Annotated in this window: 19 protein-coding genes and 1 pseudogene; 8 read left to right on the top strand and 12 right to left on the bottom strand. The window is 72.3% G+C overall.

Translation table 11 applies throughout. The features are described from left to right. The first annotated feature begins 68 nt into the window (after positions 1-68). On the top strand, positions 69-617 hold the full coding sequence (locus ACWDVB_RS31665) for an NUDIX hydrolase (protein ID WP_451518178.1): 549 nt from the start codon (positions 69-71) through the stop codon (positions 615-617). On the opposite strand, the gene ACWDVB_RS31660 is transcribed toward ACWDVB_RS31665, so the two are convergent. Continuing rightward, entirely contained in the window at positions 614-871 is a 258-nt protein-coding gene (locus tag ACWDVB_RS31660) for a hypothetical protein (protein ID WP_451518177.1), read from the bottom strand. The two genes, ACWDVB_RS31665 and ACWDVB_RS31660, sit on opposite strands and share 4 nt — an antisense overlap. Before the next feature lie 214 nt (positions 872-1,085). Next, entirely contained in the window at positions 1,086-1,943 is an 858-nt protein-coding gene (locus tag ACWDVB_RS31655) for a 3-hydroxybutyryl-CoA dehydrogenase (RefSeq protein WP_451518176.1), read from the bottom strand. Positions 1,944-2,125: 182 nt separating this feature from the next. Between ACWDVB_RS31655 and ACWDVB_RS31650 the strand changes: the two genes are divergently transcribed. Next, positions 2,126-3,361 carry a glycoside hydrolase family 10 protein gene (locus ACWDVB_RS31650; protein ID WP_451518175.1) on the top strand — a complete coding sequence of 412 codons (1,236 nt, stop codon included), beginning with the start codon at positions 2,126-2,128 and terminating at the stop codon, positions 3,359-3,361. Between the two features lie 10 nt (positions 3,362-3,371). Here ACWDVB_RS31650 and ACWDVB_RS31645 read toward each other — a convergent pair whose 3' ends face one another. Next, positions 3,372-3,566: a DUF1918 domain-containing protein gene (locus ACWDVB_RS31645; RefSeq protein ID WP_451518174.1), complete on the bottom strand. Its 195-nt coding sequence runs from the start codon at positions 3,564-3,566 to the stop codon at positions 3,372-3,374. 96 nt (positions 3,567-3,662) lie between these two features. After that, a complete protein-coding gene (locus ACWDVB_RS31640; protein WP_451518173.1) occupies positions 3,663-4,613 on the bottom strand; it encodes a DMT family transporter in 951 nt (316 codons plus the stop codon). Here ACWDVB_RS31640 and ACWDVB_RS31635 point away from each other — a divergent pair. Beyond that, entirely contained in the window at positions 4,612-6,048 is a 1,437-nt protein-coding gene (locus ACWDVB_RS31635; RefSeq protein ID WP_451518172.1) for an aminotransferase-like domain-containing protein, read from the top strand. The genes ACWDVB_RS31640 and ACWDVB_RS31635 overlap by 2 nt on opposite strands. 68 nt (positions 6,049-6,116) lie before the next feature. Continuing rightward, positions 6,117-6,554, top strand: coding sequence for a GNAT family N-acetyltransferase (locus tag ACWDVB_RS31630; protein ID WP_451518171.1), 438 nt, complete (start codon positions 6,117-6,119; stop codon positions 6,552-6,554). Here ACWDVB_RS31630 and ACWDVB_RS31625 read toward each other — a convergent pair. Further along, a complete protein-coding gene (locus ACWDVB_RS31625; protein ID WP_451518170.1) occupies positions 6,505-7,032 on the bottom strand; it encodes a DUF6314 family protein in 528 nt (175 codons plus the stop codon). The genes ACWDVB_RS31630 and ACWDVB_RS31625 overlap by 50 nt on opposite strands. Before the next feature lie 51 nt (positions 7,033-7,083). Then, the gene (locus ACWDVB_RS31620) at positions 7,084-8,073 is read right to left on the bottom strand and encodes an aldo/keto reductase (RefSeq protein ID WP_451518169.1); all 990 of its coding nucleotides are present in this window, start codon (positions 8,071-8,073) and stop codon (positions 7,084-7,086) included. Positions 8,074-8,304: 231 nt separating this feature from the next. Between ACWDVB_RS31620 and ACWDVB_RS31615 the strand changes: the two genes are divergently transcribed. Both ACWDVB_RS31615 and ACWDVB_RS31610 read left to right on the top strand, forming a co-directional pair. Then, entirely contained in the window at positions 8,305-9,789 is a 1,485-nt protein-coding gene (locus ACWDVB_RS31615) for an alpha/beta hydrolase (RefSeq protein WP_451518168.1), read from the top strand. Continuing rightward, positions 9,786-11,015 carry a serine hydrolase domain-containing protein gene (locus ACWDVB_RS31610; protein ID WP_451518167.1) on the top strand — a complete coding sequence of 410 codons (1,230 nt, stop codon included), beginning with the start codon at positions 9,786-9,788 and terminating at the stop codon, positions 11,013-11,015. Before ACWDVB_RS31615 ends, ACWDVB_RS31610 begins: the two co-directional genes overlap by 4 nt. 199 nt (positions 11,016-11,214) lie before the next feature. Here ACWDVB_RS31610 and ACWDVB_RS31605 read toward each other — a convergent pair whose 3' ends face one another. Next, positions 11,215-12,627 carry an MFS transporter gene (locus ACWDVB_RS31605; protein WP_451518193.1) on the bottom strand — a complete coding sequence of 471 codons (1,413 nt, stop codon included), beginning with the start codon at positions 12,625-12,627 and terminating at the stop codon, positions 11,215-11,217. Positions 12,628-12,701: 74 nt separating this feature from the next. Further along, positions 12,702-13,304, bottom strand: a complete 603-nt coding sequence (locus ACWDVB_RS31600) for a TetR/AcrR family transcriptional regulator (RefSeq protein WP_451518166.1) — start codon at positions 13,302-13,304, stop codon at positions 12,702-12,704. A gap of 129 nt (positions 13,305-13,433) precedes the next feature. Here ACWDVB_RS31600 and ACWDVB_RS31595 point away from each other — a divergent pair, with 129 nt between their 5' ends. After that, positions 13,434-15,653 carry an NADP-dependent isocitrate dehydrogenase gene (locus tag ACWDVB_RS31595; RefSeq protein ID WP_451518165.1) on the top strand — a complete coding sequence of 740 codons (2,220 nt, stop codon included), beginning with the start codon at positions 13,434-13,436 and terminating at the stop codon, positions 15,651-15,653. Between the two features lie 201 nt (positions 15,654-15,854). Here the strand turns inward: ACWDVB_RS31595 and ACWDVB_RS31590 are convergent. Further along, positions 15,855-15,986 (bottom strand): annotated as a pseudogene (locus tag ACWDVB_RS31590) (helix-turn-helix domain-containing protein); the annotation flags it as partial. Positions 15,987-16,022: 36 nt separating this feature from the next. Further along, entirely contained in the window at positions 16,023-16,811 is a 789-nt protein-coding gene (locus tag ACWDVB_RS31585; protein ID WP_451518164.1) for a LysR family substrate-binding domain-containing protein, read from the bottom strand. Between the two features lie 58 nt (positions 16,812-16,869). Between ACWDVB_RS31585 and ACWDVB_RS31580 the strand changes: the two genes are divergently transcribed. Further along, entirely contained in the window at positions 16,870-17,289 is a 420-nt protein-coding gene (locus ACWDVB_RS31580) for a DUF5997 family protein (RefSeq protein WP_451518163.1), read from the top strand. Between the two features lie 27 nt (positions 17,290-17,316). Here ACWDVB_RS31580 and ACWDVB_RS31575 read toward each other — a convergent pair whose 3' ends face one another. Beyond that, positions 17,317-18,495: an alanine--tRNA ligase-related protein gene (locus ACWDVB_RS31575; RefSeq protein ID WP_451518162.1), complete on the bottom strand. Its 1,179-nt coding sequence runs from the start codon at positions 18,493-18,495 to the stop codon at positions 17,317-17,319. A 254-nt stretch (positions 18,496-18,749) separates the two neighbouring features. Next, positions 18,750-19,367: a TOPRIM nucleotidyl transferase/hydrolase domain-containing protein gene (locus ACWDVB_RS31570; RefSeq protein ID WP_451518192.1), complete on the bottom strand. Its 618-nt coding sequence runs from the start codon at positions 19,365-19,367 to the stop codon at positions 18,750-18,752. Positions 19,368-19,373 lie beyond the last annotated feature (6 nt).

Below are 19,373 nucleotides of genomic sequence, written 5' to 3'. Positions count from 1 at the left end.
CGCACACTCTGCTCTGAGTTTCCGCCTGCTGCGATATTGCCATCTATTCGGCGGAAGGTGGCAGAACCGTGCAGTGGACGAAACAGAGCGAACAAACTGTGTATGAAAATCGATGGTTCTCGGTCAATCTGGCGGATGTCGAGCTACCCGACGGCCGGCATCTGGACCACTTCCTCATACGGCTGCGGCCCGTCGCCGTGGCCACCGTCGTCAACGACGCCAACGAGGTGCTGCTGCTGTGGCGGCACCGCTTCATCACCGACAGCTGGGGCTGGGAGCTCGCGGCAGGCGTCGTCGAGGACGGCGAGGACATCGCGTACGCGGCGGCACGCGAAATGGAGGAGGAGACCGGCTGGCGGCCGGGCCCGCTGCGGCACCTGATGAGCGTCGAGCCCTCCAACGGGCTCACCGACGCCCGGCACCACATCTACTGGTCCGACGAGGGGACCTACGTCGGCCATCCCGTGGACGACTTCGAGTCGGACCGCCGTGAGTGGGTCCCGCTCAAGCTCGTCCCCGACATGGTGGCGCGCGGGGAGGTCCCGGCCGCCAATATGGCCGCGGCGCTCCTCCTCCTGCACCATCTGCGCCTCGGCCAGGACGCGCGCCGGCTCTAATGGCCGATGGCCTGCCAGACCGCCACGGCGAGTGCCGCGACCGCCGCGAGAGCGACGATCGTCGGCAGTGGCCAACGCGTGTGCTCCAGAGCGGCGACCTTGGCCTGCAGGGCCTCCACGTTCTTGGCGGTCTGTTCGTCGTGCTGGGTGAGCAGCGCCAGCCGTCCGTCGACGCGGGCGAGACCCACGTCCAGGCTACGGCGCAACTCGGCGACTTCCTCCGGGACCACGGCACTCTGGCCGTCGGTGGTCACGAGTCCACTCCTCTCTGTAGTGGCGCGTCCCCCCTTCATCCGCACGGGCAGTCAACTCGCCTGGTGGGCAGGGCGGGAGAGTGTGCGATGGGCATATGCGAGCCCACTGCGCACACGGTGTGTGAACGCCGCGGGCCCGGCACTCACAGGAGTGCCGGGCCCGTCCAATACGGAGCGTGCTCGTACGGGGAGTGAACGCCGCCGCGTGCGAGGGTCAGTACGTGTAGAAGCCAGAGCCGGTCTTCCGGCCGAGGCGGCCCGCGTCCACCATCCGCTGGAGCAGCGGGGGAGCGGCGTACAGCGGCTCCTTGTACTCCATGTACATGGAGTCGGCGACCGAGGCGACCGTGTCCAGGCCGATGAGGTCGGCGAGCTTGAGCGGGCCCATCGGGTGGGCGCAGCCCATCTCCATGCCGTTGTCGATGTCCTCGCGGCTGGCGATGCCCGACTCGAACATCCGGATCGCGGAGAGCAGATACGGGATGAGCAGCGCGTTGACCACGAAGCCCGAGCGGTCCTGGGCGCGGATCGCGTGCTTGCCGAGGATCTTCTCGACCATGACCTGCGCCCGGCTGATGGTGCCCTCGGACGTGGTCAGCGCCGGGATCAGCTCGACGAGCTGCTGCACCGGCGCCGGGTTGAAGAAGTGGATGCCGATGACCTGGTCGGGCCGCGAGGTCGCGACGGCCAGCTTCACCAGCGGGATGGAGGAGGTGTTGGAGGCGAGGATCGCGTCCTGCCGGGTCACCACCTGGTCGAGCACCTGGAAGATCTCGGTCTTGACCTGCTCGTTCTCCACGACGGCCTCGATGACCAGGTCACGGTCGGAGAACTCGCCGAGGTCGGTGGTGAAGCTCAGACGCTCCAGCGTGGCGTCGCGCTCCTCCTCGGAGATCTTGCCGCGCTCGGCCGCCTTGGAGAGCGAGTTGTGCAGCCGGGTACGGCCGATCTCCAGGGCCTCGCCGGTGGTCTCCGCGACCTTCACGTCCAGTCCGGAGCGGGCGCAGACCTCTGCGATCCCGGCGCCCATCTGGCCACAGCCCACCACTCCGACGCGTGCGATATCGGTCATGGAGTCGGTCACCTCGTGCCTTTCGCTGTTCAACTGGGCCGGCAGGGTCCCCCGTATGGATGCGGTCCCTGCCTCGGCCGTGAACGTTACTCCGCAACGAGGGGTCCATGAGGTGCCGGGTCGGGCATGCTGGCCGCAACCCGGCGAAAGGTGCCGGACACAGCGAGCTCAGGGGCGTACAGATGAGGCGTATGTCACGTCGGGGTTTCTCGGTGGTGGCCGCGGCGACGATCGCGGGCCTGGCGTCGGCGGGGGACGCGGCGGCGGCCCCCGACCGGCGTCGGAAGAAGGTGCGCGAGCTGCGGGCCATGTGGCTGGCGACCGTGGTCAACCGCGACTGGCCCTCCAAGCCGGGCCTGCCCGCACAGCAGCAGCGCGCCGAGCTGCTGGCCTATCTGGACTCGGCGGTGAACCGCAGACTGAACGCGGTGGTCTTCCAGGTGCGGCCCACCGCCGACGCGCTGTGGCCCTCGCCGCACGAGCCGTGGTCGGAGTACCTCACCGGCGTGCAGGGCGAGGACCCGGGCTGGGACCCGCTGGGCACCGCGGTGCGGGAGGCGCACCGCAGGGGCCTGGAGCTGCACGCGTGGTTCAACCCCTTCCGCATCGCCAACCACACCGACCCGTCGCGCCTGGTGGCCACGCACCCCGCGCGCGTGCACCCCGACTGGGTCGTGCCGTACGGCGGGAAGCTCTACTACAACCCGGGCCTGCCCGAGGTGCGGCGCTTCGTGCAGGACGCGATGCTCCACGCGGTCCGCCGCTATCCGCTGGACGCGGTGCACTGGGACGACTACTTCTATCCGTACCCCGTCGCGGGACAGGCCTTCGACGACGACGACGCGTTCGCGCGCTACGGCGGCGGCTTCCCGGACCGCGCATCCTGGCGGCGCGACAACATCGACCGTCTGGTGCGCGAGATGGCGGGCCGGGTGAAGAAGACACGGGCGCGCACCCAGTTCGGGATCAGCCCGTTCGCCGTCTGGCGCAACCTCGCGACCGATCCGACCGGCTCGGACACCCGGGCCGGCGTACAGACGTACGACGATCTGTACGCGGACACGCGCGGCTGGGTGAAGAAGGGCTGGCTCGACTACATCGTCCCGCAGGTGTACTGGAACATCGGCTTCCCCGCGGCGGACTACGCCAAGCTGGTCCCGTGGTGGAACGACGTCGTGCGCGGCACGGGCGTGAACCTGTACATCGGGGAGGCCCTCTACAAGGCGGGCGACCCGGCGCAGCCCGCGGCCTGGCAGGACCCGGCGGAGCTCTCCCGCCACCTCACCTTCGCCGAGGGCCACAGCGAGGTGCGCGGGCACATCTACTTCTCGGCGAAGGAGGTCGGCGTCGACAAGATCGGCGCGATGGCGCGGGTGGTCGCCGACCACTACCAGGAGCCGGCGAAACCGCCGCGCTGACGCTCCGGGGCTAGTTCGCCGGGTCCTGATGCCGTACGACGGTGTCGGGGCCCGGCGACATCAGCGTCTCGTGGCCGTCCTCGAACCGGACGCGGTACGGCGGGCCACCGTCCGCGCCGAGCACCTCGATGATCTCCGCGGTCCGGTCGTGCTGTCCGACGATCCGGCCGTGCACCAATAGCCTGTCACCTACGGTTGCGCGCATGTGGAGTGCTCCCTCGTCCCGCTCTGCGGTCGCGATCCGTGGCCGTCAGTCTACGACGGGTGGCGGAAGTTGGCGCCTGGCCGGACGCGCCGCGGGTCAGCCGCGGGCCCGTTGTGTGACGGCGATGCAGACGAGCACCGCCGCCGCCGTGAGGGGCGCGGCGACGGGCAGGTGCTCGCCGAGCAGGAACACCGACCAGACCAGGGTCAGCAGCGGCTGGGCGAGCTGGAGCTGGCTGGCCTTGGGGACGCCGATGGCGGCCATGCCGCGGTACCAGACGACCAGGCCGAGGAACTGCGAGCCGATCGCGGAGTAGAGCAGGCCCGCCGTGCTGTGCCCGGTGAGCTGGAACGACTCGTGCTGGAGGGCGACGGCCGCGCCCACGGCGTTGAGCGGCAGACACAGGACAAGACCCCAGCCGATGACCTGCCAGCCCGGCATCTCGCGGGCCAGGCGGCCGCCCTCGGTGTAGCCGGCCGCGCAGACCAGGAGCGCGCCGAAGAGGTAGAGGTCGGCGGCCGACAGGGCGCCGCCGCTCTGCTGCACGGTGAACGCGATGACCGCGGCGGCTCCGGCGAGCGCCGCCCCCCAGAACGTACGCGAGGGCCGCGCCCCGGTGCGCAGCGCCGAGAGGACGGCGGTCGTCAGCGGGAGCAGGCCGACGACCACGGCCGCGTGCGCGGTGGTGGAGGTCTGCAGGGCGAGCGTGGTGAGCAGCGGGAAGCCGACGACGACGCCGGCGCCGACCACGGCGAGCCCCGCCCAGTGGCGGCGGTGCGGGACCGGGACGCGCAGCGCGAGCAGGCAGCCGCCCGCGATGAGGGCGCTGAGCGCGCCGCGCAGGGTCACCAGGCTCCAGGGGCCGATGCCCTCCAGGCCCCACGCGGTGGCGGGGAAGGTGAGCGAGAAGGCGGTGACGCCGAGGGCGGCCATCAGGGTGCCGGTGCGGCGGGAGCTGTGCGGGGTGCGGGCGGTGGTCGCCTTGCCGGTGGGGGCTTCGCCGACCGCTATCCGCTCCGGACGAGTAGCGCTATCCTGTGCTGTCATGCAAGACAGTAGCAGCGTGGGTGAACTGGTGAAATGGCTGCGGAGTGAGCTGGACCGCTACTCTCCGGGCGGAAAGCTGCCGTCGAGCCGGGCGCTCGTCGAGCGGTTCAAGGTCAGCCCGGTGACCGTGTCGCGCGCCCTGGGGCAGCTGGCCGCCGAAGGGCTCGTCGTCACCCGGCCGGGCGCCGGGGTCTTCCGCGCCGAACCGACGGCGCCCGCCGCGCCCGCCGGGGACACCTCGTGGCAGGAGGTGTCCCTGAGCGCCGACGCCGCGGCGGAGCTGGTGCCGCGCACGGTGGACGCGTCCGGGGTGCTCGCCACCTTGGCCGCACCGGCGCCGGGCGTCATCGAGTTCAACGGCGGCTACCTCGACTCCTCCCTCCAGCCCGAACGCGCCATGGCCGCGGCGCTCGCGCGGGCGGGGCGGCGGCCCGGGGCGTGGGGGCGCCCGCCGGTCGACGGGCTCCCGGAGCTGCGGGAGTGGTTCGCGCGCGGGGTGGGCGGGGCGATCACGGCCGCCGAGGTGCTGATCACGGCGGGCGGGCAGAGCGCGCTGACGACGGCGCTGCGGGCGCTCGCCCCGCCGGGAGCGCCGGTGCTCGTCGAGTCGCCCACCTACCCCGGGATGCTGGCGATCGCCCGCGCGGCGGGGCTGCGGCCCGTGCCGGTCCCGGTCGACACGGACGGGGTGCGCCCGCAGCTCCTGGAGGCCGCGTTCCGTGCGACGGGCGCGCGGGTCTTCGTCTGCCAGCCGCTGTTCCAGAACCCGACCGGGGCGGTGCTCTCCGCCGGGCGGCGCCCCGAGGTCCTGCGGATCGCCCGGGAGGCCGGGGCGTTCGTCATCGAGGACGACTTCGTGCGCCGCCTCGTCCACGAGGACGCCGGACCGCTGCCGCGGCCGCTCGCCGCCGACGACCAGGACGGCGTCGTCGTGCACGTCTGCTCGCTCACCAAGGCCACATCGCCGAGCTTCAGGGTGAGCGCCCTCGCGGCGCGCGGCCCGGTCCTGGAACGGCTCCGCGCCATCCAGGTCGTCGACCACTTCTTCGTGCCGAGGCCGTTGCAGGAGGCGGCGCTCGAACTGGTCGGCTCCCCGGCCTGGCCGCGCCATCTGCGGTCGCTGTCGGGCGAGTTGAGGGTGCGCAGGGAGGCGATGGCCGCGGCGCTGCGGCTGCGCCTTCCCGAACTGGCGATGCCGCACATCCCCGCGGGCGGCTACAACCTGTGGGTGCGGCTGCCCGACGGCACGGACGAGGCGGCACTGGCCTCGGCCGCCCTGCGCGCGGGCGTCGCCGTGGCTCCCGGCCGTCCCTACTTCGCGGCGGAGCCCTCGGCGGCGTACGTCAGGCTGAGCTTCGCGGCGGTCGCCGGGGTGGGGGAGATCGGCGAGGGGGTGCGCAGGCTGCGGGTGGCCCTGGATGAGGTGCGCGGGTAGCCCGCAGCCCTGTCCCACCAGGCGGAATACGCTCGACGCGGCGCGAGGAGTGCTGCGAGGGTCGGAGCATGAACGACAGTGTCACGCTCCACGGCGCGTACGAGATATCCGCCGACCCCGCCCGCATCGACGCGGCCCGCGTCCACCGGTGGCTTTCCACAGACGCGTACTGGGCCCTCGGCCGCGCCCGCGCCAAGCAGGACGCGGCGATCGCCGGGTCGCTGAACTTCGGCGCGTACGAAGGGAGTTCGGGGGAGCAGGTCGCGTACGCCCGGGTGGTGACCGACCTGGCCACCTTCGCCTGGCTCTGCGACGTGTACGTCTCCCAGGCCGCGCGCGGCAAGGGCCTCGGCACCGCGCTCGTCGACGCGGTCCGTACGCACCTGGAGCCGTTCGGCCTGCGCCGCGTGCTCCTCGCCACGGCCGACGCGCACGGCGTCTACGAGAAGGTGGGGTTCAAGACCCTGGAGACTCCGGAGAAGTGGATGGCGCTGGGCGCCCAGTGACCGGACGCCGACCCGCGTCGACGCGCACGCGTGCGTAGTCCGTGACGAGCAGCAGATCCTTGGCGGGGCCGCCCACCCGCCACCGGCTGCGCCAGCGGTCCGCGTCGTACACCTCGAACTCGCCGCGGTAGAGGTCCGCCACGCAGGGGTGATCCGCTGTGTGGCGGCCGGAGCGCAGATCGAGGTCGTGGAAGAAGCGCCCGTCGGCGAACTCGACGCGGGCCGTGCCCCGGACCTCGCCCGGCAGGAAGCGCAGGGTGCGCTCGGCGGGGCGCGTGGTGCCGCGCCAAGTGAAGACGCCCGACTCCTGGTGGAGGAGCCCGCCGTCGTCCGGGGCGGGCAGCGGCGAGAAGAGCGTCGTACCGGTGAAGCGGCCCTCGGACCCGTCGGCGAGGTCGCGGACCGTGCGGGTCACGCGCCACTCGCCGACGAGATGGGACAGGACCTCCGGGACGGAGTGGAGGGACGTGGAGGGCATACCAGCAGGTTACGCGGGGTACTGCCAGTCATTGCTCGCCGCTGATCGCCGTTACTTGTCCACGACCGCCATGCTGCCCTCGTCGTACCGCGTGCCCGCGACCTTGCCCTCCGGGGCCGCCGCGTCGATCGCCGCGAGGTCGTCGGCGGACAGCTGGAGCGTGGCGGCCGCGACGTTCTCCTCCAGGTACTTCTCGCGGCGCGTGCCCGGGATCGGCACGACGTCGTCGCCGCGGTGCTGCACCCAGGCGAGCGCGAGCTGCCCGGCGGTGACGCCCTTCTCGGCGGCGAGCGCCTTCAGGGTGTCCACGATGGACAGGTTCCGCTCCAGGTTGCCGTCGGCGAAGCGGGGCTGGCCGCGCCGCATATCGTTCTCGGACAGCTCGTCGAGCGAGGTGTAGCGGCCGGTGAGGAAGCCGCGTCCGAGCGGTGAGAACGGCACGAGGCCGATGCCGAGCTCCCGGCAGACCGGCGCGATCTCCGCCTCCAGGTCCCTCGTCCACAGCGACCACTCGCTCTGCAGCGCGGTGATCGGGTGCACGGCGTGCGCCCGGCGGATCGTGCGCGCGCCCGCCTCGGAGAGCCCGAGGTGACGGACCTTGCCCGCCTCGACCAGCTCGGCGAGCGCGCCGACGGTCTCCTCGATCGGCACGGTCTTGTCCACCCGGTGCACGTAGTACAGATCGATGTGGTCGACGCCGAGGCGCCGCAGCGACGCGTCACATGCCTGTCGTACGTAGGCGGCGTCGCCCCGGATGTGCAGGGGATCGCCGAGCCGGTTGGCGAAGCCGAACTTCGTCGCCAGGACGGCCTGTTCGCGGCGGGGGCCCGCGAGGGCACGGCCGATGAGCTCCTCGTTGTGGCCGCTGCCGTAGAAGTCGGAGGTGTCGAGCAGGGTGACGCCGAGGTCGAGCGCGCGGTGGATCGTCGCGATCGACTGGGCGTCGTCCGACGTGCCGTAGGCGTGGCTCATCCCCATGCATCCGAGCCCCTGCGCCGAGACGGTCAGTGCGCCGAGCCGGCGGGTGGGAAGGCTGCTCATGGTGGTACCTCCTGGCTGGTGCTCCGTGGTCGGTTCCGACCCTAGGAGTTGGAGCGGACTCCAGGTCAAGGCGGGGGAGTCCGGAGAACCGCAGCGACTGTACGGGGGCTGGCCCCAGGGATCTTCGGCCCGCCGGCCCGATGGTCCGGCCCCGCCCGTGTTCCTGGCGTGGTGATCGATCGCTCCGGCCGTCCGGCCCGGGCGACCGCCGCCGAACGAGGAGTACGCACGATGCGCGTCGCGTCAGCAGTCACCGCGGGCCTGGGCCTGGCCGGTCTCCTCGCGGGTGGAGTGGCCGCGGCCGCCGTCCCCGAGTTACCCAAGACGCCGCGTTCGGCGCTGAGTTGGGGCAGCTTCTCCGTCGACCAGAAGGAGCTGAACGAGGCGGGCGCGCAGTGCGCGAAGGTGACCGTACCGCTCGACCACGCCGACCCCGGCGGCCGTACGATCCAGCTCGCGATCTCCCGCATCAAGGCGAAGTCGCCCCAGCGGCGCGGCATCCTGCTCTCCAACCCGGGCGGCCCGGGCGGCACCGGCCTCGCCCACACCCTCGCCCTGCGCCCGACGCTGAAGGACGTGGCCGACCACTACGACCTGATCGGCTTCGACCCCCGTTTCCTCGGTGAGAGCACCCCGATCACCTGCGGCACCACCCCGCGCCCGGCCCCGGCCGCGCCGGCCACCACCCCGCGCAAGGACTTCGAGGCCTCGGTGCGTGCCTCGCGCGACACCGCGCGCCGCTGCCAGGAGCACGGCGACAACGCCGAGTTGCTCCCCCACGCCTCGACCCGCAACGTCGCCCGCGACATGGACGCGATCCGCGCCGCACTCGGCGAGCGTGAACTGTCGTACTACGGCGTCTCGTACGGCGCCGACCTGGGCGCCGTCTACACCCAGCTCTTCCCGCGCCGCGCCGACCGCGTCGTCCTGGACTCCTCGACGGACCCGGCGGCCACACAGTACGAACTCTTCCAGCGATCGGGCGCGCCCGCGGAGGCGGCGCTGGGCGGGCAAATGCGGGCGGGCGTAAGGGAGTTGCTGGCCGCGGCCGAGCGGAACCCCGTCCCCGTCAAGGGGCAGCGGCTCAACGCGCCGCTCCTGCGGATCATCTTCAAGCAGCTCGTCCAGCACGAGGAGAACGACCGCCAACTGGCGCGCGTGGTGGCCGACTTGCGGAAGGCCGCGACGGGTGAGGCGGTCGAACCGGGGCCCGCGCTCGCCGGGCTCCTCGAACTCCTCTCCTCGCCCGAGCTGGAGAGCAGCATGGTCGGCGGCGCGGTCTTCATGTGCGGGGACGGCGGGTGGCCCGCGGGCGGCTGGCCGAAGAACCCGGGGACGTACTGGAAGAACATGCAGCGCAGCCGCGCCACGCAGCCGGTCTTCGGCCCCTACGTCAACAGCATGATCGCGCCGTGCGCGTTCTGGGGCGGCGAGCCCCGCGAACCCGGCACGAAGATCGGCAACGGTGTGCCCGTCCTGCTGCTCCAGGCCCGCCACGACAACAACGTCCCCTACGAAGGTGCCCTCGCCCTGCACCGCAGGCTCACCGGGTCCCGCCTCGTGACGGCCGACATCCGCGCGCACGGCGTGTACGGGCGCGGGAACGACGGCCTCACCCCCGTCCCCTGCGCCGACCAGGCCGTCAACACCTATCTGCGCGACGGGAAGCTGCCCGCCGCCGACCTCACCTGCCCGAAGCCGGAGGCGAACCGATGACGACGACAGGCATCAGCAGGCGGGCCGGGCTCGCGGCGACCGCGGTGGCCCTGCTCACGGGGGCGGCGGCACCCGCCTCCGCCTCTGCCTCCCCCTGGCGGGGACGCGCCCTCCAGCACGGCGTCGACGCCATCCTCGCCACCGGGGCGACCGGTGTGCTCGCCGAGGTGCAGGGTGCGCACGGCCACCGTACGGCCGCCCGCGCGGGCGTCGCCGACCTCACGGCGAAGGACCCCGTGCCCTGGGACGCGTACTACCGCATCGGCAGCGACACCAAGACGTTCACGGCCGTCGTCGTCCTCCAACTCGTCGGCGAGGGACGGCTGAAGCTCACCGACACCGTCGAACGGTGGCTGCCCGGGGCGGTCCACGGCCACGGCAACGACGGCCGCCGGATCACCGTCACCAACCTGCTGCGGCAGACCAGCGGCCTGAACGACTACCTCGCCCTCGGAGCGGACCCCGACGACCTCACCCCGGAGGCCTACCGCCGGAACCGCTTCCGCTCGCAGACGCCCCAGGAGCAGCTGACGGCGGCCCTGAGCGAGCCGCCGCGGTGGCTTCCCGACGCCGCCGACCCGGCGGGGGAGCGGCGCTGGGAGTACTCCAACACCAACTACGTCGTCGCCGGCCTGCTCGTCGAGGCGGTCACCGGACACCCCTGGGCCCAGGAGGTCCACGAACGCATCATCGAGCCACTGGGCCTCGACGACACCTTCACGCCCGGTACGTCGCCGTACGTACCGGGACCGACGGCCACGGGCTACACGTACTTCCCGAACTCGCCCAAGAACGGCCGGCCCGTCGACACGACCCTGGGCTTCGGCGGCGGCGCGGACGGCTGCCTCATCTCCACGACGCGCGACCACGGCGCCTTCCTGCGCGCCCTGCTCGGCGGCCGGCTCCTGCACCCCGCCCAACTCGCGGCGATGAAGCGGACCGTGCCCGTCAAGGACTGGATCCCGGCCGACGGCGTCCGCTACGGCCTAGGCATCGCCTGGCGCCCGGTGGCCGGGCGGCGTGACGGCATCTGGTTCCACGGCGGCACCAGCCTCGGCTGCGTCTCCGAGGGCGGCGTGACCCCGGACGGCACCACGGCGGTGACCAGCGCGGCCTTCACACTGCGCCTCGACAGCCCGGAGCGACACGAGTCGCAGGCGCGGGCCACGCTTCGGATGGTCGATACGGCACTGGGGGCCGCCGCCGGCCCCGGGGGAGACCGCTAGCGCCGCCGGGCAGTCCCGCTCAGCGGATGGCGGCGTGACGGGGATCCTGGCATCGGGCGGGGCGGCTCGGTCTCACGGGTCGCTGGTCGCGGCTTGCTCTAACCGTCGCGGCACCTCGGCGTCGCCATCGCCGTGACTGGCGTTGCCTCCGCGCCGCCGATGTCCCGGGAGGCCGCTAGCGTCGTCCGGCGGGTGCCGGTCAGTGTCCGGCAGTGTGACGGGGAGTCGTCGGGCGGGGTTTCTTCGTCGTCGGAGGGGGGTCGTCGGCGGGGCGGCGTGGGAGTCTCGTCGCTGTTGCCGCGCCGAGCGCCGCCACGGCCGCCAACGCCGCCAGCGTCGGGCCCATCGCGTCGAGGAACGAGGAGTCGGTCCAGTGCGGCGGCCGGGTGCCGGGCCGGTGTGGGGCGGGGGCGGTGAGGGTGGTCATCAGCGTGGTTGCCACGGCGATGCCCAGCGTCGGGCCCACGTTCATCGCCGTCTGCTGGAGGCCGCCCGCCACCCCGGCCTCGGCCACCGGGGCATGCCGTACGACGACGGCCGTCGCGGCGACCATCACCGTGCCGAAACCCGCGCCGACCAGCGCGAACCCGCCGCCGATCGCCACCGCGCCCGACGCCTGGTCCAGGGTGGAGAGAGCGAGGACCCCGAGGGTGAGCAGCGCCATCGCGCACGTGAGCGTCCGCCGGGGTCCGTGCCGCCGCAGCAGCACCGCCGCGAGCGGCGCGCCCACCACCATCATCAGCGCGAGCGGCAGCGCCCTCAGCGCGCTGTGCAGCGGGTCGAGCGCCAGCACGTCCTGTAGGTAGTACGTCCCCACGAAGAGCGCCCCGAACATCGCCGCTGACGCCGCCACCAGGATGCCGAGCGCGGGCCCGACCGCCGCCGAACCGACCAGGCGGGGCGGCACCAGCGGGCTCGCGGCACGGCGTTCGTGGCGTACGAACACGGCCGCGGAGACCGCCGCCGCGCAGAAGCCGAGCATGGTGGCCGCCGTCCAGCCCTTCTCCGGGACGCCCACCAGCGTGTGCACGAGGCACCCCAGCACCGCAGCCAGCAGCGCGGCACCGGCCAGGTCGAGCTCGGGCGCGGGCACCTCCCGGCGCGGCGCGGGCACTCGGATCAGCAGCGCCAGTACGCCGATCAGGAGCGCGGGCACCACGCTCAGGTAGAACACCGAGCGCCAGCCCAGATGCGTCGCGAGCGCCCCGCCGAGCACAGGCCCGGCCGCCGCCGCGAGGCCGATCGCGCTCGTCCGCACCGCGATCGGCATCCCCAGCCTGTCCGGTGGGAACGCGGCCCGCAGCATCCCGAGCGTGGCGGGCTGCAGCAGCGCGCCGAAGACCCCTTGCGCCACCCGCAGCGCGATCACCCAGCCGACGCCGGACGCGAGGCCGATGCCCGCCGAGGCGAGCGCGAAGCCGAGTGTTCCGACGGCGAAGAGCCGCCGGTGCCCGTACCGGTCGCCGAGCCGCCCCGAGAAGACCAGCAGGCTCGCCACGGCGATCAGATACCCGGTGCTGGTCCACTGCACCTGCGCGAACGAGGCGCCCAGATCGCGTTGCAGGGCGGGCTGTACGACGGTCAGCACGGTGCCGTCCAGAGCGACGATCATGGCGCCGAGAACGCTGCACGCGAGGGTCAGTCTCTGCTGCGTCGCCTGCGTTGCCTGCGCCGCAGGCCCGGCCGTCACGGCCGCTCCGGCGCGAGATGCGCGTCCAGCGCCGCTTCGATCAGCGGTTCCACATCCGCGGCCCCCGACGCGAGCCGCAGACTGCCCCAACCCCACAGCTGCGCGATGCCGTGCAGATTCGCCCACAGCGCCCCCGCGGCGACCCGCGCTCCCACGCCGGGCACTGCGCTGGACGCCGCGCCGGACGCCCCGCGGGCCTCGGCGACCAGCCCGACCAGCACGTCGAAGAGCGGCAGGCTGGTCTCCCGCAGGCCGAGTCCGTCGCTCTCCAGGAGGTCGTGGCGGAACATCAGCTCGAACATGCCGCGGTGGTCCGCCGCGAAGCCGAGATAGGCACGGCACAGCGCCGTCAGCCGCGTACGCGCGTCCCCTTCGGCCGCGGCCTGCGCCACCCGGGCCGCCAGCTCGGCGAAGCCCCGCCGCGCGATGGCGGACAGCAGCGCCACATGCGTGGGGAAGTGGCGCCGGGGAGCACCGTGCGAGACCCCCGCCCTGCGGGCGATCTCCCGCAGGGTCAGTGCCTGCACACCCTCGGCCGCCAGAAGTTCGACGCCCACGTCCACCAGCCGGGCCCGCAGCCCGGCGTCCTGTTCCGTCATAGACACTGTCTACTACACCGCGTAGACAGTGTCTACCTAGATCGGAATACCCAGGGCCCTGTCCTCCAGGGGGGAGGTACGAGGTATCTTGATGTCGAGAAATGTTGCAGACGCGGAGCGGAGCACCCGGTGACTGACTCGACCATCATCTACACCCACACTGACGAGGCCCCGGCCCTGGCGACCCATTCCTTCTTGCCGGTGGTCCAGGCCTACGCCTCGACGGCCGGGGTCAGCGTGGAGACCCGTGACATCTCGCTCGCGGGGCGGATCATCGCGAGTTTCCCCGAGCGCCTGGAGGAGGGCCAGCGCATCAACGACGCCCTCGCCGAGCTCGGTGAACTGGCCAAGACGCCCGGGGCGAACATCATCAAGCTGCCCAACATCTCGGCCTCGATCCCGCAGCTGAAGGCCGCGGTCGCCGAGCTGCAGGGCCAGGGCTACGCGCTCCCCGACTACCCGGACGACCCGAAGACCGACGAGGAGCGCGACATCCGCGCCCGCTACGACAAGGTCAAGGGCAGCGCCGTCAACCCGGTCCTGCGCGAGGGCAACTCCGACCGCCGCGCCCCCGCGTCGGTCAAGAACTACGCCAAGGCCCACCCGCACCGCATGGGTGCCTGGACGGCCGACTCGAAGACGAACGTCGCCACCATGGGCGAGAACGACTTCCGCTCCACCGAGAAGTCCGCGGTCATCGCCGACGCCGGTTCGCTGCGCATCGAGCTCGTCGGTGACGACGGCTCCACCACCGTCCTGCGCGAGTCCGTACCGGTCCTCGCGGGCGAGGTCGTCGACGCCGCCGTCATGCGCGTCGCGGCGCTCCGCGAGTTCCTGAAGCAGCAGGTCGCCCGCGCCAAGTCCCAGGGCGTGCTCTTCTCCGTGCACCTCAAGGCCACGATGATGAAGGTCTCCGACCCGATCGTCTTCGGCCACGTGGTCCGCGCCTTCTTCCCGAAGACCTTCGCCGCGCACGGCGAGACCCTCGCCGCCGCGGGCTTGACCCCGAACGACGGCCTCGGCGGCATCTTCAAGGGCCTTGAGTCGCTGCCGGAGGGCGCTGAGATCAAGGCGTCCTTCGAGGCGGAGCTGGCCGAGGGCCCGGAGCTGGCCATGGTCGACTCCGACAAGGGCATCTCCAACCTGCACGTCCCGAGCGACGTCATCGTCGACGCCTCCATGCCGGCCATGATCCGCACTTCCGGCCACATGTGGGGCCCGGACGGCGAGGAGCACGACACCCTCGCGGTCCTCCCGGACAGCAGCTACGCGGGCATCTACCAGGTCGTCATCGACGACTGCCGCGCCAACGGCGCCTACGACCCGTCGACCATGGGCTCCGTCCCCAACGTCGGCCTGATGGCGCAGAAGGCCGAGGAGTACGGCAGCCACGACAAGACCTTCGAGGTCCCGACCACCGGCACCGTCCGCGTCGTCGACACCGAGGGCAACGTCGTCCTGGAGCAGGCCGTCGCCGCCGGTGACATCTTCCGCATGTGCCAGACCAAGGACGCGCCGATCCAGGACTGGGTCAAGCTCGCCGTTACCCGCGCCCGCGCCACCGGCAACCCGGCCGTGTTCTGGCTGGACGGGACCCGCGCGCACGACGCCGTGCTCATCGGCAAGGTCAAGCAGTACCTCGCCGACCACGACACCGACGGCCTGGACATCCGGATCATGTCGCCGGTCGAGGCCACCGCGTTCTCCCTGGAGCGCATCCGCCGCGGCGAGGACACCATCTCCGTCACCGGCAACGTCCTGCGCGACTACCTCACCGACCTGTTCCCCATCCTGGAGCTGGGCACCAGCGCCAAGATGCTGTCGGTCGTCCCGCTGATGAACGGCGGCGGCCTCTTCGAGACCGGCGCGGGCGGCTCCGCCCCGAAGCACGTCCAGCAGCTGGTCAAGGAGAACTACCTGCGCTGGGACAGCCTGGGTGAGTTCCTCGCCCTCGCGGTCAGCTTCGAGCACCTCGCCACCACCACGGGCAACGCGCGCGCCCAGATCCTCGCTGACACCCTGGACCGCGCCACGGCCACGTTCCTGGAGAACGACAAGTCGCCGAGCCGCCGCCTCGGTGGCATCGACAACCGCGGCAGCCACTTCTACCTCGCCCTCTACTGGGCCCAGGAGCTGGCCAAGCAGACCGAGGACGCACAGCTCGCGGAGGCGTTCGCGGCCCTCGCCAAGACGCTGGCCGAGCAGGAGCGGACCATCGTCGACGAGCTGATCGCCGTGCAGGGCTCCCCGGCCGACATCGGCGGCTACTACCAGCCGGACGTCGCCAAGGCCACCAAGGTCATGCGCCCGTCCGCGACGCTCAACCAGGCGCTCGCCATCCTGAGCTGACGCTCCGGTACGCAGCAGTAGAGGGGCCTCCCGCCACGCCGGCGGGAGGCCCCTCCTCCGTCACCTTCCGTTCTAGTGGTCGTTGCAACACCCCAGCTCAGGGGATGCGCTGGGCGCGGTCGCGGCGGGCGAGAGCCCGCTGGCGCCGACAGTCACGCGCCGCCTCATCGCGGAGCTCGCCCGCACCGGACCCGCCGGATCGACGCGGCTCACGTGGGTCTTCACGGTCTCCTCGCTGAGGTGCAGCCGCGCGGCGATCTCGGGGTTCGAGAGACCTTCCGCGATCAGTAGCAGCACCTCTGCCTCGCGGGGCGTGAGAGCGTCCAGGCCGGGTGTGGGACGGGCGGCACACGTCCACAGGCCCACGCGCTACGACCGGCGGCCGGGCTTGCCCGGCTTTCCGCGCTTGGCGGGCTTGGCCGTCTTGGACTGCCGGGCGGGTGCTCCGCGGCGGCCCTTGTCGGCCGCCTTGGCGCCGGTCTTTGAGGCCGCGGGCTTCCGCTTCGGCTGGGCGGCGGCCTTGGCCTTGTCCTGCGAGGGGGTCTGCGCGCGGCCCCGCGAGCTGTTGACCGTACGGCCGCGGACGATGCCGATGAAGTCCTCGACCAGATCGGTCGTCCCGGCCTCCGGCCACGCCAGGGCGACGCGCGACTCGGGGGCGTCCGTGACCGGACGGTAGGTGAGGTCCTTGCGGTGGTGCAGACGCGCCAGGGACTGCGGGACGACGAGCAGCCCCACGCCCGCGGCGACCAGATCGACGGCGTCGGCCGTCGTCTCCGGGCGCTCCTCGGCGGGCAGGCCGGGGCGCCGCTCCCATACGAGCGTCTCGTCGAGGGGGTGGAAGACGATCTCGTCGGCCAGGTCCTCGGGGGACACCTCCTCGACCGCCGCCACGACGTGGTCCTTGGGGATCACGACGACCGTCGTCTCCGAGTAGAGGGGGATCGCGCTGAGGTCCGTACGGTCGATCGGCAGCCGTACGAAACCGGCCTCGGCGCCGCCCGCGCGCAGCACGTCAGGCACTTCGGCGGGGGAGACCTGAAGAAGGGTCAGCGGGACGTCGGGCAGCCGCTCGTTCCAGATACGCACCCACTTGGTGGGCGTCACCCCCGGGACGTAGGCGAGCCGGAACGAAGGGGTTACTTCCGAGCCTGTCACCTCGCCAGGCTACCGGTCGTGGTCGGAAGTAGCGCACATGCTCGATACCCTGGACACCATGACGTCGCACCAGACCACCCAGACCATGAAGCCCGCGACCGCGGCGAAGAAGCTGGGTGTGTACCTCGAGGCCACCCCCGCCGAGTTCCAGGAGGGTGTCGTCTCGCGCAGCGAGCTGAACGCGCTGCAGACCGACCCGCCCGAGTGGCTCCAGGAGCTGCGGCGCAACGGCCCGCACCCCCGCCCCGTGGTCGCCGCCAAGCTCGGCGTCTCCATCGCGGGCCTCGCCCGCGGCGGGGTCACGGAGCCGCTCACCACCGAGCAGATCGAAGCGCTGAAGGACGAGATGCCCGGCTGGCTCCGCCAGGAGCGCGCCACCCAGGCAGAGGTCCGCAAGGAAGCGGTCCGGATCAAGGAGCAGCAGGCGGAGCAGGCCCTAAAGCGCGCGGCGAGCGCCGACGGGGACGCCCGCTCCTGACCTTGCGGTGAGCGGGCGCCGCTACCGCTACTGCGACCGCGACCGCGACCGCAGACTCAGGACGAGGTCACGCGGCAGGCCGTGGGTGTCGTGCAGATAGCGGAAGTCCTCCTCGTCCAGCGGACCCCGGAACCGGGGCCGGGCCAGTACCTGCCGGCCCCGCTCCAGGAGCCGCCTGAACCGGCGCTCCTCATCGAGGAGCACCCGGCGCACGTGCCCCGGACCGGCTTCCTGGTGGAAGCGGTCCAGGGTGTGCCGGACCAGTTCGTCCGGCAGGTCCCCGAGGCCGCGTGAGGGATCGTCCCGCCACAGCACGGTGAGCACTCGCCGCACCAGCCGGCGCAGCACGTAGCCGCGTCCGGAGACGGCCGGGCCCACCCCGTCGCCGATCACCACCACGGCCGAGCGCAGATGGTCGCAGACCAGCCGCAGCGACGGCTCGTCCAGCGGCCACAGCTCCGGCACGAGCCGGCGCCAGGGGTCGAACACATCGCACTCGAACACCGACGTACGGCCCTGGAGCAGCGAGGCCAGCCGCTCCAGACCGAGGCCGGTGTCGACGTTGCGCTGGAGCAGTGGCACGAGGGAACCGTCGGCGAGCCGGCGGTAACGCATCATCACGTGGTTCCACACCTCCACCCAGCGGTCGTCGCGCGTGGGCGTGGACTCCGGCGGGCCCTCACCGGTCCACAGGAAGATCTCCGAGTCGGGTCCGCACGGGCCGGCCGAACCGCTGGGCCACCAGTTGTCCTCGACGGTCAGCTCCACCGGAACCCCGCGCTCCTGCCACAGCTCCAGGGAAGCGGTGTCGGGCCCGGTCCGGTCGTCGCCGCCGAAGACCGTGGCGTGCAGCAGCCCCGGGTCGACGCCGAACCCCTCGGTGAGCAGCCCGTGACCCCAGTCGAGGCTCAGCGGCCCCTCGTAGTCGCCGAGCGACCAGGTCCCGAGCATCTCGAAGACGGTCAGATGGGTGGGGTCGCCGACCTCCTCCAGGTCCGTGGTGCGCAGACATCGCTGTACGTTGACCAGCCGCCGGCCCAGGGGATGCGGGAGCCCCTCCAGGTACGGGATGAGCGGGTGCATGCCCGAGGTGGTGAAGAGCACGGGGTCACCGGGCGGTGGCAGCAGCGTCGAGCCGGTGATCCGGCGGTGCCCGCGTTCCTCGTAGTACTCGACGAACGTACGGATGATCTGCTCGGTCTTCATGGGAGTGGCTCCTTCGCGTCGCGACGGGGGAGGCGCCGGGCGACGGCCCGCAGATCACCGGAACCGGGACGGGAGACCACGGAACCACCGGCGGGCCGTTTCCGGTCGCCGGTGGGGAAGAGGGAGTACGTCAGGCGGCGGCAACCGGCGAGCTGGTCGCTCGCGCGGTCGCGGTGCGGCTTCGGCCGGTGACGTCGTTCATAGGGGTGAAGATAGCGCGCCGGGTTCTCCGGGGCATGTCATTTTCTGTGGGGTCACAGGGCCGTGAGGAGATCGTCGAGCGGGGCCGGTACCTGTCCGGGGACGAGGGCCTCGACGAGGAGGCGACCGTAGCGGATCTTGCGGCCCTTCTTCGTGCCGAGGAAGCGCCGCAGCTGCTGGTGCCGGGGCCGGCCGTGGTGGGCGGGCTGGTGCAGGAAGGTCTGCCAGGCACGGTGGTCGCCCTCGGCCCGGACGATCTCCTCGACTCCTTCCGTGCCGAGCGCGCGGATGAGCTCGTCCTCCAGGTCCGCCACGCATACGAAGAAGTCCTGGCGGGGAGCTTGTGCCCGCTTCAGGCCGCGATCGTAGAAGCTCTGTTCGCCCACGTCGCACAGTCCCGCCAGGCGCAGGCCGAGGCCGGGCGGCCCGAGGAGCTCGGCGTAGCGGCCGATGCTCATCGCCCCGCCCATCGGCACGACGCACACCCCCTCGGCGGCGAGGTCCCGGCCACGCCGCGCGGCCAGCGCCTCGACGGCCGCGAGGTCGCTCGGCCCTTCCAACAACACCGCCGCCCGCACCCCCAACCGCCCCGCCAGCTCACTCACCACCCCACCGGAACCCCCACTCGCCCAGCCGCCGACCGCGTCCCGGAATGCCCGCATGTCCACCATGAGCCG

The sequence above is a fragment of the Streptomyces sp. NPDC003379 genome (assembly GCF_053589195.1).
The sequence above is the reverse complement of the archived record's forward strand: the minus strand, read 5'-3'. Positions and strand labels throughout refer to the sequence as shown.

Bases quoted from the DNA above. Each gene is read 5' to 3' on its own strand.
- ACWDVB_RS31655 (WP_451518176.1), bottom strand. From the start codon at position 1,943: ATGACCGATATCGCACGCGTCGGAGTGGTGGGCTGTGGCCAGATGGGC.
- ACWDVB_RS31650 (WP_451518175.1), top strand. From the start codon at position 2,126: ATGAGGCGTATGTCACGTCGGGGTTTCTCGGTGGTGGCCGCGGCGACG.
- ACWDVB_RS31645 (WP_451518174.1), bottom strand. From the start codon at position 3,566: ATGCGCGCAACCGTAGGTGACAGGCTATTGGTGCACGGCCGGATCGTC.
- ACWDVB_RS31635 (WP_451518172.1), top strand. From the start codon at position 4,612: ATGCAAGACAGTAGCAGCGTGGGTGAACTGGTGAAATGGCTGCGGAGT.
- ACWDVB_RS31640 (WP_451518173.1), bottom strand. From the start codon at position 4,613: ATGACAGCACAGGATAGCGCTACTCGTCCGGAGCGGATAGCGGTCGGC.
- ACWDVB_RS31630 (WP_451518171.1), top strand. From the start codon at position 6,117: ATGAACGACAGTGTCACGCTCCACGGCGCGTACGAGATATCCGCCGAC.
- ACWDVB_RS31625 (WP_451518170.1), bottom strand. From the start codon at position 7,032: ATGCCCTCCACGTCCCTCCACTCCGTCCCGGAGGTCCTGTCCCATCTC.
- ACWDVB_RS31620 (WP_451518169.1), bottom strand. From the start codon at position 8,073: ATGAGCAGCCTTCCCACCCGCCGGCTCGGCGCACTGACCGTCTCGGCG.
- ACWDVB_RS31615 (WP_451518168.1), top strand. From the start codon at position 8,305: ATGCGCGTCGCGTCAGCAGTCACCGCGGGCCTGGGCCTGGCCGGTCTC.
- ACWDVB_RS31610 (WP_451518167.1), top strand. From the start codon at position 9,786: ATGACGACGACAGGCATCAGCAGGCGGGCCGGGCTCGCGGCGACCGCG.
- ACWDVB_RS31605 (WP_451518193.1), bottom strand. From the start codon at position 12,627: ATGATCGTCGCTCTGGACGGCACCGTGCTGACCGTCGTACAGCCCGCC.
- ACWDVB_RS31600 (WP_451518166.1), bottom strand. From the start codon at position 13,304: ATGACGGAACAGGACGCCGGGCTGCGGGCCCGGCTGGTGGACGTGGGC.
- ACWDVB_RS31580 (WP_451518163.1), top strand. From the start codon at position 16,870: ATGACGTCGCACCAGACCACCCAGACCATGAAGCCCGCGACCGCGGCG.
- ACWDVB_RS31575 (WP_451518162.1), bottom strand. From the start codon at position 18,495: ATGAAGACCGAGCAGATCATCCGTACGTTCGTCGAGTACTACGAGGAA.
- ACWDVB_RS31570 (WP_451518192.1), bottom strand. From the start codon at position 19,367: ATGGTGGACATGCGGGCATTCCGGGACGCGGTCGGCGGCTGGGCGAGT.